The following is a 13,763-nucleotide window of genomic DNA, read 5'->3' as shown; positions in this document are numbered from 1 at the left end:
ACCGGATGCCTTTAAAATAAATATTCTTCTTATTCAGAAGCTTCATTTATATAGCTAATATCTTCAACTTTATTATCGTTATCACGCACGTTTTTCTGTACGGCTACGGCACCAAATAAACTCAAGAAATATGCCAGGCCGTAAAAACCTTTTTCACTCAGAAGTAGCGTTGCATTCCACAGCCCGATGACTAAAAGTGCAACCGAAATTACAAAAGCGACAAGGCACATTGCGTGATACATATTGGTCGTGGGGATTGATTCTAGTCTATCACGCACGGTTTTTTGCAGAGAAACCGCTGCAAACAAACCTAATATCAGAATAGAAAAATAGTACCCTTTTTCATTTAGTTGCATCTGCGCATTCCACAAACCAAGCAGATAAACAACTATGCCGCCGATAAGAGCTATCCAGGACACTATATTAAAGGCTGTCGATGTTCCCGTAATTCTTGCTTCCAAAAGATATCCCTTATATTTAAATTAATTTCGCGACATCATTAACTTAACGTTTTTGAAAAGTAAAGTTCATTAAGACGGTTCGGAATAAATTCGGAATTTATCAATATCTTTAAATTATGAATTAAATACAACACATATAAAATATATATAATGAATGATCATTTGCGTGTGAGGAACGAGGGTGAATTGAGACGAGTTGTTGGCTGCGGGATTGCGTCGGCTGACGCTAACGCTTATCCGACCTACGTTTTGTCTCGTTCTTGTAGGGTGGATAAGCGCGAGCGTCATCCACCAGCCCTTATAAATTATGTTACTCTCCAGCCTGAAATCCCCACGGAGATAATCATGATCAGCAAGGCAGCCCGCCCAACGATAAGCGACGTCGCTAAAGCAGCGAAGACCGGTAAAACCAGTGTTTCTCGCTATCTCAACGGCGAGCAAAGCGTGCTGTCTGACGATCTGCGCTTACGCATCGAAACCGCCATTGCTGAACTCGATTATCGCCCAAGCCAAATGGCGCGCGGCCTGAAACGTGGACGCACGCGTTTAATTGGCCTGATCATCGCGGATATCACCAACCCCTACTCTGTCGATGTCCTGAGCGGTATCGAAGCGGCATGCCGGGAAAAAGGCTTTACGCCACTGGTCTGTAACACCAACAACGAAGTGGATCAGGAGCTGCATTACCTGGATTTGCTGCGCAGTTACCAGGTGGAAGGGATTGTGGTGAATGCGGTGGGCATGCGAGAAGAGGGGTTAAATCGCCTGCAACAATCCGCACTTCCCATGGTACTGATTGACCGAAAAATTCCTGATTTTGCCTGCGATGTGGTGGGCCTGGATAACACTCAAGCCGCCACCACCGCCACCGAACATCTTGTCGAACAAGGGTTTGAAGCGATTCTGTTTCTCAGTGAACCGCTTGGCACTGTCAACACACGTCGTGAACGTCTGAACGCATTCCACGCCACGCTCAAACGCTACCCGGGGATTGTCGCCGAAAACGCGGAAGTGCCATTGCACGAAGCTGAGATGATGGATAACACCCTGCGGCAGTTCCATTCCGGCCATCGTGGGATGCGCAAAGCGGTGATTTCCGCCAACGGCGCACTCACGCTCCAGGTTGCGCGATCGATGCGACGCATAGGTCTGCACTGGGGCAGCGATATTGGCCTGTTAGGATTCGATGAACTCGAATGGGCGGAGCTCGCCGGTGTTGGGATCACCACTCTCAAACAGCCGACCTGGCAGATTGGTTACGCCGCTCTCCAGCAGGTCGTGAAGCGCATTGAAGGCGGCAGCGACAGCGTCTATGAGCAGGTCTTTTCAGGCGAGTTAATCGTTCGCGGCTCCACTGTACGCTAATCAATGTTCGTGATAGCGATCATAAATTGGAGATGCCTGGCTTTTCTTTGGAACCGGTTCCATCTAGCGTAATAGATACCATTACGACTCCGGACGAAGTTAATGCCGAGAAAAATTATTATTGTCACTGCCGCTTACGGGCATGACCGCATCGCAGCCATGGGTGGCCAACACGCGCTGCTGCCCATCATCGCCAATGCCGGTGCTGACGGTGTAGAAATCCGCCGCGAATTGTTCAGTCGCGCCCAACTTGATGCCCTGCCAGAACTGGCGCAGCAAATCGCTGAACATCATCTTCAGGCGTGTTATTCCGCCCCTGAGCCGCTGTTTGTTGAAGACGGCAAACTCAACCCCCTCATTCCTGCATTGCTGCTCGAAGCCCATCAGCTCAACGCCAGCTGGCTAAAACTTTCTCTTGGCCACTTCCGCAGCAGCCAGCAATTCTCACTTTTGCAGCAATGGCTGAGTCACAGCGACGTCCCGTTGGTGGTGGAAAACGACCAGACACACTACGGCAAACTCGCGCCGATGCAGCGCTTCCAGGCCGCCTGTAACGTGCTGAACCTCCCGGTCACGCTCACCTTTGATATGGCGAACTGGCTGTGGGTTGAAGAATCGCCAGAAGCCGCAGCGCGCGTGCTTGCGCCATCGGTCAGCTACATCCATGTCAAAGCCGCCGTGGCACACCATTATCACTACCGCGCCATCGCGCTCGATGATGCCCAACCACGCTGGCTGGAATTACTGAAAAACCTGCCAGCCGACGCGCCACGTGGGATTGAGTTCCCACTGGAAGGCCGTGACCTGACAGCCGTCACCCGTCATTACGTCAACTTATTACGCGAGGAGTAAGGGATGTCGAAACAACTGGATGTGATAACTATTGGTGAAGCGATGGCGATGTTTGTCGCCAGTCAAACCGGCAGCCTTGAAGCCGCAGAACAGTTTGTCAAACGCGTGGCTGGCGCTGAGCTGAACGTCGCCACCGGCCTTGCTCGCCTTGGCCTGAATGTCGGATGGGTTAGCCGCGTAGGTAATGATTCTTTTGGCCGCTATGTGCTGCAACAGCTGGCGAAAGAGCATATTGACGACCGTGGCGTGACCACCGACGAGCGTTATGCAACCGGCTTCCAGCTTAAATCTAAAGCCGAAAATGGAACCGATCCCATTGTGGAGTATTTCCGCAAAGGTTCTGCTGCCAGCCATCTCTCGATTGCCGATTTCAACGAACAATACTTCAGCTCCGCCCGCCATTTGCATTTGAGCGGCGTGGCAGCAGCGCTCTCCGACAGCTCGTTAGAACTGCTGAATCACGCAGCACAGGTGATGAAACAGCAAGGCAAAACCATTTCTTTCGATCCAAATCTGCGCCCGGTGCTGTGGAAAAGTGAAACCGAAATGGTGAAGCAGTTGAATAAGCTCGCTTTCCAGGCCGACTGGGTGCTGCCAGGTTTAAGTGAAGGCGCGATTCTGACCGGACACAAAACGCCAGAAGCGATTGCTGATTTCTATCTCGACAACGGTGTGAAAACCGTGGTGCTGAAAACCGGTGCTGACGGCGCCTGGTTCAAAACCGCCGACGGCGAAAAAGGCGCGGTGAGCGCGGTGAAAGTCGAAAACGTGGTCGACACCGTCGGTGCCGGAGACGGCTTTGCTGTCGGGGTAATCAGCGCCCTGCTCGAAGGAAAATCTTTACCACAAGCCGTTAGCCGCGGTAATAAAATCGGCTCACTGGCGATACAAGTTATCGGCGATAGCGAAGGGTTACCGACCCGGGCTGCGCTTGGCGAATAAACGAAGACTGCATCAGCTGTACCCTACACGCGGCATGATGCGACTCTCCTCAACATAGAGGCTAGCCTATGAAAATCAACACAATCGCGCCAAAACGTTGGTGGTACATCATGCCAATCGTGTTTATCACGTACAGCCTGGCGTACCTCGACCGTGCCAACTTTAGTTTTGCCTCTGCCGCAGGCATTAACGACGACCTGGGCATCACCAAAGGGATCTCGTCGTTACTGGGGGCACTGTTCTTCCTGGGTTATTTCTTCTTCCAGATCCCCGGCGCGATGTATGCCGAACGCCGCAGCGTACGCAAACTGATCTTCGTCTGCCTGATTTTGTGGGGCGGTTGTGCGTCGTTGACCGGCATGGTCAGCAATATTCCGGCACTGGCGGCCATTCGCTTTATCCTCGGCGTAGTGGAAGCCGCCGTGATGCCAGCGATGCTGATTTATATCAGTAACTGGTTCACAAAATCCGAACGTTCAAGAGCTAACACCTTCTTAATCCTCGGTAATCCAGTCACGGTGCTGTGGATGTCGGTGGTTTCCGGCTATCTCATCCAGGCTTTCGGCTGGCGCGAAATGTTTATCTTCGAAGGTATTCCAGCCGTTATCTGGGCATTCGCCTGGTGGATGCTGGTAAAAGATAAGCCTGCGCAGGTTGGCTGGTTATCTGAAGATGAAAAAGCCGCGTTGCAGGCTCAGCTTGAAAAAGAGCAGCAAGGAATTAAAGCGGTGCGTAACTACAGCGAAGCGTTCCGCTCGCGCAATGTGGTGCTGCTGTGCATGCAATATTTCTGCTGGAGTATCGGTGTGTATGGCTTCGTTCTGTGGCTGCCATCGATAATCCGTGGCGCGGGCACTGCGGGAATGGGAATGGTGGAAGTCGGCTGGCTGTCATCGGTTCCTTATCTGGCAGCCACTATCGCCATGATTGTGGTGTCCTGGGCCTCGGACAAAATGCAAAACCGTAAGCTGTTCGTCTGGCCACTGCTGTTGATCGGCGCCCTGGCATTCCTGGGTTCATGGTTGGTTGGCGCAAACCATTTCTGGGTTTCCTACACCTTGCTGGTGATCGCGGGTGCGGCAATGTATGCGCCGTATGGCCCATTCTTTGCGATTATCCCGGAAATGCTGCCACGCAACGTTGCCGGTGGCGCAATGGCATTAATCAACAGCATGGGTGCACTCGGCTCGTTTGTCGGCTCGTGGTTTGTTGGCTATCTGAACGGTGCAACAGGCAGCCCTTCTGCTTCCTACATATTTATGGGGGTAGCATTGCTCGCCTCAGTATGGCTAACTTTGATAGTGAAACCGGCGAGAAACCAACACGTTCCGGTGGGAGCACACCACGCCTAATCTCAAGCCGGGCGGTCGTTATACCGCCCGGTCTGTCTCTCTATAATCTGCTTAACGGAGAACGTCATGAAGCCGTCCGTCATCCTCTATAAAACGTTACCAGACGACCTGCTTGCCCGCCTTAAAAGTCACTTTACTGTGACTCAACTGAAAGATTTAAGCCCTGAAACGGTCAAGCAAAATGCTCAGGCGTTTGCCGAAGCGCAAGGCATTCTTGGCTCCAGTGAGAAGGTCGATAAAGCGTTTTTGGAACACACCCCGAAACTGCGTGCTGCCTCGACGGTTTCCGTCGGTTACGACAACTTCGATGTTGATGCCCTCACTGAACGCCAGATTGCACTGATGCATACGCCAACGGTACTGACAGAAACCGTCGCGGATACCATGATGACGCTGGTGCTGGCGACGGCTCGCCGTGCCGTAGAAGTGGCTGAACGTGTGAAAATTGGCGAGTGGCAAGGCAGCATCGGGGCGGACTGGTTTGGTATCGATGTGCACCATAAAACGTTAGGCATTCTGGGCATGGGCCGCATCGGACTGGCGCTGGCACAACGTGCGCACTTCGGCTTCAACATGCCAATTTTGTATAACGCCCGTCGCCATCATCAGGAAGCGGAAGACCGTTTTAACGCTCGTTATTGCGACCTGGATACCCTGTTGGCCGAGTCCGATTTCGTCTGTATTTCCCTGCCATTGACCGACGAAACTTATCATCTCATTGGCGCTGAACAGCTGGCGAAAATGAAATCTTCCGCCATTTTGATTAACGCCGGACGTGGCCCGGTGGTCGACGAAAAAGCGTTAATTCAGGCGCTGGTTGACGGCAAAATTCATGCCGCAGGTCTGGATGTGTTTGAGCAAGAACCGCTGCCGGTTGATTCACCGCTGCTGAGCTTGCCGAATGTCGTGGCGCTCCCGCATATCGGTTCAGCGACCCACGAAACCCGCTACAACATGGCGGCATGCGCTGTCGACAACCTGATAGCTGCGTTGAGTGGTCATGTGAAAGAGAACTGCGTGAACCCGCAGGTTTTGAAGTAACGCATTGTGGCGGATGACGCTAGCGCTTATCCGCCCTACGAACGATGAACAGCAGGTCGGGTAAGCGCAGCGCCCCCGACATGTTTACTCAAGCAAGATTAGAAATCAGTCTTAGAGAAACCGGTCATTTCTTCGAGGCCCATCTCACGGCCTAACGCCGTCATTGGATGGACGATAACCAGGCCGCGCACCGCTTTTTTCAGAGCACCCATGTTGGCTTGTTCTTTCTTGGTAATGGGACGCTTGTACGGCAGAGCCATCAACTTTTGCGCTTCTTTGCTCAGCTTCTGGTTGCGCACCGCTTGCAGGCGAACAATTTCAATCTCCAGCTTCGCTTTCTCTTTTTCCATCTCAGCGTACTTTTCAGCGTCGTTGATCAGATGCAGTTCAGGCATCTCGTGACGGATAGCGTCGAGACGATCGCTCAGGCGTTTGATTTCTGCTTTTTCGATTTCTTTCATTTTTGATTAACCGTGAATAACTTTCATTGCTGGCAAGGATACACCATTCAGCGTAAGAGGTCGGCTCGAGATTACTTCTGGAAGGCTTTTTTTAAGCTGATCCGTGAGATCAGCTCAGTCAGGGAAAGTACCATCGTTGAACGAACAATCTGCTGGTAGCGCTGTTTTTGCATGGCAAACAACTCAGGATCGCTGCCATCAACAAACTTTGGCGTCGCAGGCAGCGCGGAAACACAATGTAATTCGCCAAACGGGCCCAGCATCTCATCGTCAGTAAATTTGTAGTCGTTACCGTCGTGATTGAGTTCTTCACGCAGCGCCATAAGCAACTCACAATCTTCGTACTCTGCGCGATTGAGCACGCCAAGGCCGTAGATAAGTTTGAGACGGACGGAAAGATCACCTAACGGGCCATCGCCATCCAGCAGCGGCTCAACGGCATATTTCACCGCATAGTCGTCTTTACGGAATACCTGAAGCACCAGGATATTAACCGCTTCGGTGAGAAGCTCAACAGCGGCAATCAGCAGGCTGCGTACGGTTTTACCGGCATTAAGACGCTCAAGCACACGGTTTTCAAAGGCCTGGGTTTCTTCCATCTTTGCCTACATCACGAAAAGTTTTATTGGGTGCAGCGTCTACTGCACCCGTTCTCTACTGCTATTTGCCGTTATTTGCCGTTATAGGCAGCCACCGCTTCAGCAACGACATCGCTGTTTGCATCAAGACCTGAGATTTCCGCAAGCGTGGCCTGTGGGCCTTTTTGCGCCAGTAACAGCTCGAGTTCCTGGGCTTGTGGATCCTGCTCGCTGCGATAATGCATCGCCGCAGCGATTCCTTCGACCAGGTTCAGGTGCGGTAAACCGTATTCGATAGTGCCCAATAACGGTTTAATCAGACGGTCGCCCGCACTTAATTTACGCAGTGGTTGGCGACCCACACGTTCCACATCATCTTTCAGATATGGGTTTTCGAAACGACCCAGGATTTTCTGGATATATGCCGCATGCTTGTCGGCGTCAAAGCCGTAGCGTTTGATCAACACCGCGCCGCTTTCGTCCATCGCACCTTTCACCACCGCACGGATCCTCTCATCAAGAATCGCATCGCGGATGGTCTGATGACCCGCAAGCTGTCCGAGGTACGCGGTTATAGCATGACCGGTATTCAGCGTGAAGAGTTTACGCTCAACAAACGCCATCAGATTATCAGTAAGTTCCATGCCAGGAATGTCCGGCAGGTCACCTTTGAACTGAGTTTTATCAACTATCCATTCGCTGAATGTTTCAACGGTGACTTCAAGCGGATCATGAGTCGCAGATTCTGAAGGAGGCACGATGCGGTCAACGGCGGAATCCACGAAGCCAACGTGCTGCTCAACCCAGGCCTGATCATCTTCAGAAAGGGCTTTCATGACATGGGCTTTAAGCTGGCTGGTGCCACGAACCATGTTCTCACAAGCGATAATGTTCAGTGGTTTTTCATTGCCATTGGTACGACGCAGAACCAGACCTTTTGCCACCGCTGGCGCGATACGTTCCAGCACAACCGGGCCGACCGCCGTGGTGACCAGGTCAACCTCAGCAATCAACGTGACAACTTCGTCACCGATGCTGCTGACGGCATTCACGTTAGAAACGGTATCGATTTGCTTTTGCTCCCCCACGACGTGAACCTGGTAGCTGTGACGCTCATTCAGCGCGTCCAGTACGGTTTGGTTTACATCTGCAAAGGTCAGTTGGATACCGGCATCTGCCAGCAGTTTACCGATAAAGCCACGTCCGATATTACCTGCGCCAAAATGTAATGCTTTCATGTCGTTCACCTTCTTAAATTTGAATCACCCGAGAGGGTTCGGGTGAGGTTGTTTGGATGTCTTGACTAAAACAACCCTCACCCTAACCCTCTCCCTGAGGGAGAGGGGATTAGATCTGGTGTTCACCCTCTCCTGGGGAGAGGGGACTAAATCTGGTGTTCACCCTCTCCTGGGGAGAGGGGACTAAATCTGGTGTTCACCCTCTCCTGGGGAGAGGGGACTAAATCTGGTGTTCACCCTCTCCTGGGGGAGAGGGCCGGGGTGAGGGCGACCGTAGCCCCCCTCACCACCGCACTTACTTCTTACCTGCCAGCAGGTCGAGCACTTCCTGAACACTGGTGGTGTTCGCCAGGCGCTCAATCACTGACTCATCATCCAGCGCGTTGGTCAGGCTGGTGATGACCTGGATGTGTTCGTTATTGCGAGCGGCAATACCGATAACCAGGCGGGCAATATCGTCAGATTCTTCACCGAAGTGAACACCGTGTGGATACTGGCAGAATACAACGCCAGTTTTCAGCACGCGGTCTTTCGCTTCAACGGTACCGTGTGGAACCGCGATACCTTCGCCCAGATAAGTTGGGGTCAGTTTTTCACGTTCGAACATCGCATCGACATACTCAGGCTGGACGTAGCCGCCGTTCACCAGTTGCTCACCGGCAAAGCGAATCGCTTCTTCTTTTGTCGCAGCAGTCAGACCGAGGAACACGTTGCCAGCACCCAGGCGGAACAGTCCTTCTTCGCTTGGTACAAAGCTGTCTTCCAGGCTGCTCATGACCTTAACTTCTTTCTCGCTCAGGTTATGAGAGGCCACCAGACGCTCGGTCAGGTTGGCGTACAAGCTGCTGTCGAGGAAGTTAGTCAGGGAAATATGCTGTGCCTGAGGAACCTGACGCATAGCACGTTCAGTCAGGTCACGGTGCGTAATCACCAGGTCAACATCATCCGGCAAACTGTTAATTGCACAGTTAGTGACGGAGATATTTTTCAGGCCCGCATCGTTGACTTTTTTACGCAGCACGCCTGCACCCATGGCACTTGAGCCCATGCCTGCATCACATGCCACGATGATTTTACGTACGTGGCTCAGGTCGTTAGACAAGCCCGCACCGACCGCCAGTGGCGCTGCGGCACCTTTAGATTCTGCTTTCATCTCTGCCATGCGACGAGCCGCTGCTTCGATGTCATCTTCTTCTTTAACTTTGCTGGTTTTCAGCAAGATAGCTGAGACCACGAAGGAAACTGCTGTTGCCGCAACGATTGCTGCGATATTCGCGAAGTAAGCACCTTTTGGTGTCATCGCCAGAACTGCCAGGATGGAACCCGGAGATGCCGGAGAAACCAGGCCGCCGTTCAGGATGGTCAGAGTGAACACGCCAGTCATACCGCCGAGGATAACGGCCAGGATCAGACGTGGGTTCATCAGCACATATGGGAAGTAAATTTCGTGGATACCGCCCAGGAAGTGGATGATTGCCGCGCCGCCTGCAGACTGCTTCGCATTACCACGACCGAAGAACATGTACGCCATCAGCACGCCCATACCTGGACCTGGGTTAGCTTCAATCAGGAAGAAGATTGATTTGCCCAGTTCGTGCGATTGCTGAATGCCCAGCGGAGAGAAGATACCGTGGTTGATTGCGTTGTTCAGGAACAGGATTTTCGCAGGTTCTACGAAGATAGACGCCAGCGGCAGCATGTCATGAACAACCATGAAGTTAACGCCCGCCGCCAGAACTTTAGACAGGACTTCAACCGCAGGGCCGATACCCATGAACGCCAGAATCGCCAGGATCATACCGATGATGCCAGCGGAGAAGTTGTTCACCAGCATTTCAAAGCCGGATTTGATCTTGCCATCAACCCATGCGTCGAAATGTTTAATTGCCCAGCCACCCAGCGGACCTGCAATCATCGCACCGAGGAACATCGGCATATCCGCACCGACGATCACACCCATCGTCGTGATTGCACCAACCACACCACCACGGTCACCACCAATTAAGCGACCACCGGTATAACCGATGAGCAACGGCAGCAGGTAAGTAATCATTGGGCCGACCAGTTTTGCCAGAGTCTCGCTTGGCAACCAACCGGTTGGAATAAATAACGCCGTGATAATACCCCAGGCGATAAATGCGCCGATGTTTGGCATTACCATGTTACTCAGGAAACGACCAAAGCTTTGCACTCTGATCTTGATATCGGATGACATACGCACACCCCTTATTGTGTTCACGTGCTGTAAAAGCAGCCCGAGGTTTATTGTTAATGTGGTGGCAAGCAGTGCTGCCAGATGCTCTAAGTGAGGCGAATCTGGCACTGAATCGTTAAGCTGTCCAGTGCACGGGATTTTATGTGATTCAGATCACTCATTAGTGGGTGTGCCGAAGTATGATCGGGCGATCCAGATCACATAATTGATGTGTAAAAAAAACACAGCAGCTATTTTTTACGCAGCATTGACGTCTTAATGTGATTAAAATCACACTTTATAATTATCACTTTGTTATTCATATGTGACGGCAATCACAAAATATTTTCAGTGAAAAATCCCCAATGTGATCCAGGGCAACCCTGGAGAAGCCGGTGAATTCTTTTTGTCAGAAAATTACAGCGCAGCGGCAAACCCTTCTTACTACCTTTTGAAGCATCCTGATCCATACTTAAGTCTTGTCGATTAAAAATGGACGATGTAATGAAACTTATCGGTAATTACACCAGCCCGTATGTGCGCAAAATATCAGTGATACTGCTGGAAAAAGGCATCACGTTTGAGTTTGTAAACGACAACCCGTGGACATCCGAGAGCACCACGCCGCTATACAACCCGTTGGGTAAAGTCCCTGCGCTTGTCACAGATAAAGGCGAATACTGGTTCGATTCACCTGTTATTGCGCAATACCTCGAACTTCTGGATATTGCCCCTGCCCTCATTCCGCGCGAACCCCAGGCCGCTTTGCAAATGCGCCAAATGGAAGCGCTTGCCGACGGAATTATGGACGCCGCCCTGGTTTCCGTACGCGAACGCCAGCGTCCCATCGAACAGCAGTCAGAACTCGAACTACTTCGCCAACGGGAAAAGATCACCCGTGGCCTGACGATGCTCGAACAATACGCGGCAGATAAGAAACTGGACGCAGAAAACCTGTGTGTGGCAACAATCGCGGTCGCTTGCGCAGTGGGTTATCTCAATTTCCGTCGGGTTTCCCCTGGCTGGTGTGTTGACCGTCCACATCTGGTGAAACTGGTAGAAAAACTTTTCGCGCGAGAAAGTTTTGCACGGACCGAACCGCCGACGGCATGATGTTTTGTTATTAAATGGCCTCTGAGAAATAAATTGCGCAAGAGGCTATTTAAATTATTATCAATAAAGTCCGCTTTCTTACTTTTAAAAAATTTTCATTTATTGCTCCTGCCTCTAAGACGTAAAAAGAGAGTTATTAACTCACTGTAAACATACTTAGAATAGGAATAATTACCATGTCGAATAATATCTATCTTTCATTGACGGGTGAGAATCAGGGGCTAATTTCAAGCGGTTGTTCTTCATATGATTCAATTGGCAACGCTTATCAGTCCACACATCGCGATCAAATTCTTATTTACGAACTGGCCTATGCTATTTCGCGAGATCAAAATGTTAATCATCAGCCTTTAACGTTAAAAAAACCTATCGATAAATCCTCTCCATTACTCGCTTTCGCAATAACTAACAATGAAAAGATGGAAGCGGTATTTGAAGCATACAGAACGGACAAATCCGGCACTCAATCATTGTATTATAGAATCAAACTTATCAAAGCCACTATTACAGATATCAATCTCGTTTCACCTAATTCTTTGAGCCACAATGATGCCCAACCTATAGAAAGTGTTTCTTTAAAATATGAAAGCATTACCTGGGAGCATGTTTCAGCGGGGACGTCCAGCTACAGTTTGTGGGAAGACAGGGTATTCTGATATGGATTATATATTTGGCAACGATCGTAATCGGATGAATGATTACTATCTTACAATGGGTGGGTTGGAGGCTCGCATGTTAAAAGAAAGTGCGTTGACAGCCTCACAATTTATTAATACCCCCAGAGGTAGGATTGATTTCATAAATAACATCACTTTATTTATAGAAAACAAAATGGAGATATTAAAAAGTAGTGCTTCAGAATTCAGCAAAAAAGAAGCCATGATGCAATTAAAAGAAGAGCGGTCATACCTGATACAGCAGGAATCTATGATCAGGCAAAGGAAAGTCACTCAAAATATGACAATCGAGATTAAAAAAGAAAATGATGTGTGGTCATATATTGTTAAAGGAGCCTTTATTCTTGGCGGAGCAGGCCAGGTTCTTGCTGGTTTAGGAATGATTTCTTCTGGGTTGACATCGTGTGTAACTGTAGTCGGCTGCGCTTTGGGTTTGCCAACAATTGCTGGAGGATTTACTCTTTTTGTACATGGGATGAACGCCTTAGATGAAAATGGTCGCTCGCTTCTTAATAACGATAATAATCATAAAGGTTTTGCAAGCGTGTGGTATGAAGAAGGTGCTGTTGCTCTAGGATATACAAAGAAGCATGGCGATCTTGTTTACGCAGGGGTTGATATTGCCCTTTCTGGATATGGATTAGCTAAGCATGTTCTCAAACCAGATGCATGGAGACTTTATCATTTTCTTAATACTGATTTCCTGAGAGGTTATCAGACCATGACTCGCCCAGCCTTGGGTTTGGAAATTTTTGTGGATGGAAATACTATTTACTCTGCGTCCCAGACAGTAAAATCAATGTGAATAAAAAAGACGTACATAATTGCCACCCCGATTATTTACGTCTTTTCGAGTTTTCTGATGATGGCCAAATAAAAATTTGTATAAACAAAAATACAGTGGCAATGATTCTAACCATTGTATTTCCTTCAATCCAATGATTCGCAAAAGTAAATATTACACCGATACCTTTTTCAACGATGCTCAGATGCGTTATACCAAACAGGGATGTCACTAATAAATAGATAAAAAATGTTGCTGAGTTAAGTCTCTTATCACTAAAAAATACTTTTAAATGCCAAACGATAATCACGCCAGAAAGTGAAAAAATAAAATAACAGAAAGCAACAATAAATTCATTCATCACGCTCGGCCTCTTTATATTTTTGCTTTATTACCTTCATTACTCTATGACACTTTATCAAATAAATAAAACCATGAGCTTTACATGAAACCAATATCAGAACCAGATAAATTATTAACAGAAACAATTTCACTATAACATCACTATCACCGGAGAAAAAAGGTATACAGAAAATTGCACTGGCTATTAATAACGTACCCACAAAAGATTTAAAATATCGAGCAAACTCACCCACAACCCACTCAAGCGTAGCCGGATACTTTTCAGCGGTTAGCAACAATTTCCCTACTTCCTTTTCTGTAAAGCCATTTTCATTCATTAGCTTTATTAGTTGCTCTTCATCC

Annotated in this window: 14 protein-coding genes and 1 pseudogene; 8 read left to right on the top strand and 7 right to left on the bottom strand. The window is 49.4% G+C overall.

All coding sequences use genetic code 11. The features are described 5' to 3' along the window. Positions 1-29: 29 nt before the first annotated feature. Entirely contained in the window at positions 30-461 is a 432-nt protein-coding gene (gene yiaA / locus WBL83_RS13645; protein WP_424589658.1) for an inner membrane protein YiaA, read from the bottom strand. A 345-nt stretch (positions 462-806) separates the two neighbouring features. On the opposite strand from yiaA, the gene WBL83_RS13640 reads away from it, so the two are divergent. The 5 genes from WBL83_RS13640 (at position 807) to ghrB (ending at position 6,013) form a co-directional block, all read left to right on the top strand. Next, positions 807-1,826, top strand: a complete 1,020-nt coding sequence (locus tag WBL83_RS13640; protein WP_424589657.1) for a LacI family DNA-binding transcriptional regulator — start codon at positions 807-809, stop codon at positions 1,824-1,826. 102 nt (positions 1,827-1,928) lie between these two features. Beyond that, entirely contained in the window at positions 1,929-2,678 is a 750-nt protein-coding gene (locus tag WBL83_RS13635) for a sugar phosphate isomerase/epimerase family protein (protein WP_424589656.1), read from the top strand. A 3-nt stretch (positions 2,679-2,681) separates the two neighbouring features. Continuing rightward, on the top strand, positions 2,682-3,620 hold the full coding sequence (locus WBL83_RS13630) for a sugar kinase (RefSeq protein WP_424589655.1): 939 nt from the start codon (positions 2,682-2,684) through the stop codon (positions 3,618-3,620). Positions 3,621-3,688: 68 nt separating this feature from the next. Beyond that, positions 3,689-4,972 (top strand): MFS transporter, encoded by a 1,284-nt coding sequence (locus WBL83_RS13625; protein WP_424589654.1) that lies wholly within the window; start codon positions 3,689-3,691, stop codon positions 4,970-4,972. A 66-nt stretch (positions 4,973-5,038) separates the two neighbouring features. Next, complete coding sequence (ghrB, locus tag WBL83_RS13620; RefSeq protein WP_424589653.1) at positions 5,039-6,013, top strand: glyoxylate/hydroxypyruvate reductase GhrB; 975 nt, start codon at positions 5,039-5,041, stop codon at positions 6,011-6,013. A gap of 98 nt (positions 6,014-6,111) precedes the next feature. Here the strand turns inward: ghrB and WBL83_RS13615 are convergent, their stop codons facing one another. The 4 genes and pseudogenes from WBL83_RS13615 to WBL83_RS13600 all read right to left on the bottom strand — a co-directional run bounded on the left by WBL83_RS13615 (position 6,112) and on the right by WBL83_RS13600 (position 10,505). Then, positions 6,112-6,474 (bottom strand): YibL family ribosome-associated protein, encoded by a 363-nt coding sequence (locus tag WBL83_RS13615; protein WP_424589652.1) that lies wholly within the window; start codon positions 6,472-6,474, stop codon positions 6,112-6,114. 71 nt (positions 6,475-6,545) lie between these two features. Further along, positions 6,546-7,079, bottom strand: a pseudogene (mtlR, locus tag WBL83_RS13610) (mannitol operon repressor MtlR); the annotation flags it as partial. A gap of 65 nt (positions 7,080-7,144) precedes the next feature. Next, the gene (gene mtlD / locus WBL83_RS13605) at positions 7,145-8,290 is read right to left on the bottom strand and encodes a mannitol-1-phosphate 5-dehydrogenase (RefSeq protein WP_424589651.1); all 1,146 of its coding nucleotides are present in this window, start codon (positions 8,288-8,290) and stop codon (positions 7,145-7,147) included. A gap of 295 nt (positions 8,291-8,585) precedes the next feature. Beyond that, positions 8,586-10,505 carry a PTS mannitol transporter subunit IICBA gene (locus WBL83_RS13600; protein WP_424589650.1) on the bottom strand — a complete coding sequence of 640 codons (1,920 nt, stop codon included), beginning with the start codon at positions 10,503-10,505 and terminating at the stop codon, positions 8,586-8,588. 483 nt (positions 10,506-10,988) lie between these two features. Here WBL83_RS13600 and WBL83_RS13595 point away from each other — a divergent pair, with 483 nt between their 5' ends. The 3 genes from WBL83_RS13595 to WBL83_RS13585 all read left to right on the top strand — a co-directional run bounded on the left by WBL83_RS13595 (position 10,989) and on the right by WBL83_RS13585 (position 13,079). After that, positions 10,989-11,597, top strand: coding sequence for a glutathione S-transferase (locus WBL83_RS13595; RefSeq protein ID WP_424589649.1), 609 nt, complete (start codon positions 10,989-10,991; stop codon positions 11,595-11,597). Between the two features lie 176 nt (positions 11,598-11,773). After that, complete coding sequence (locus WBL83_RS13590; RefSeq protein ID WP_424589648.1) at positions 11,774-12,253, top strand: Hcp family type VI secretion system effector; 480 nt, start codon at positions 11,774-11,776, stop codon at positions 12,251-12,253. Between the two features lies 1 nt (position 12,254). Then, positions 12,255-13,079, top strand: a complete 825-nt coding sequence (locus WBL83_RS13585; protein ID WP_424589647.1) for a DUF4225 domain-containing protein — start codon at positions 12,255-12,257, stop codon at positions 13,077-13,079. A 31-nt stretch (positions 13,080-13,110) separates the two neighbouring features. On the opposite strand, the gene WBL83_RS13580 is transcribed toward WBL83_RS13585, so the two are convergent. Further along, the gene (locus WBL83_RS13580) at positions 13,111-13,422 is read right to left on the bottom strand and encodes a hypothetical protein (protein ID WP_424589646.1); all 312 of its coding nucleotides are present in this window, start codon (positions 13,420-13,422) and stop codon (positions 13,111-13,113) included. Then, positions 13,412-13,763 (bottom strand): hypothetical protein (locus WBL83_RS13575; protein WP_424589645.1); only part of this gene is annotated, 352 nt, incomplete at its 5' end. The genes WBL83_RS13575 and WBL83_RS13580, both read right to left, overlap by 11 nt.

It is taken from the genome of Buttiauxella sp., from assembly GCF_049686335.1.
GTDB lineage: Bacteria > Pseudomonadota > Gammaproteobacteria > Enterobacterales > Enterobacteriaceae > Buttiauxella.
Note: the sequence above shows the minus strand (reverse complement) of the source record. Positions and strands in the feature narration are given on the sequence as shown.

Bases quoted from the DNA above. Each gene is read 5' to 3' on its own strand.
- WBL83_RS13625 (WP_424589654.1), top strand. From the start codon at position 3,689: ATGAAAATCAACACAATCGCGCCAAAACGTTGGTGGTACATCATGCCA.
- WBL83_RS13615 (WP_424589652.1), bottom strand. From the start codon at position 6,474: ATGAAAGAAATCGAAAAAGCAGAAATCAAACGCCTGAGCGATCGTCTC.
- mtlD (WP_424589651.1), bottom strand. From the start codon at position 8,290: ATGAAAGCATTACATTTTGGCGCAGGTAATATCGGACGTGGCTTTATC.
- ghrB (WP_424589653.1), top strand. From the start codon at position 5,039: ATGAAGCCGTCCGTCATCCTCTATAAAACGTTACCAGACGACCTGCTT.
- WBL83_RS13590 (WP_424589648.1), top strand. From the start codon at position 11,774: ATGTCGAATAATATCTATCTTTCATTGACGGGTGAGAATCAGGGGCTA.
- WBL83_RS13630 (WP_424589655.1), top strand. From the start codon at position 2,682: ATGTCGAAACAACTGGATGTGATAACTATTGGTGAAGCGATGGCGATG.
- WBL83_RS13600 (WP_424589650.1), bottom strand. From the start codon at position 10,505: ATGTCATCCGATATCAAGATCAGAGTGCAAAGCTTTGGTCGTTTCCTG.
- WBL83_RS13595 (WP_424589649.1), top strand. From the start codon at position 10,989: ATGAAACTTATCGGTAATTACACCAGCCCGTATGTGCGCAAAATATCA.
- WBL83_RS13585 (WP_424589647.1), top strand. From the start codon at position 12,255: ATGGATTATATATTTGGCAACGATCGTAATCGGATGAATGATTACTAT.
- WBL83_RS13640 (WP_424589657.1), top strand. From the start codon at position 807: ATGATCAGCAAGGCAGCCCGCCCAACGATAAGCGACGTCGCTAAAGCA.
- WBL83_RS13635 (WP_424589656.1), top strand. From the start codon at position 1,929: ATGCCGAGAAAAATTATTATTGTCACTGCCGCTTACGGGCATGACCGC.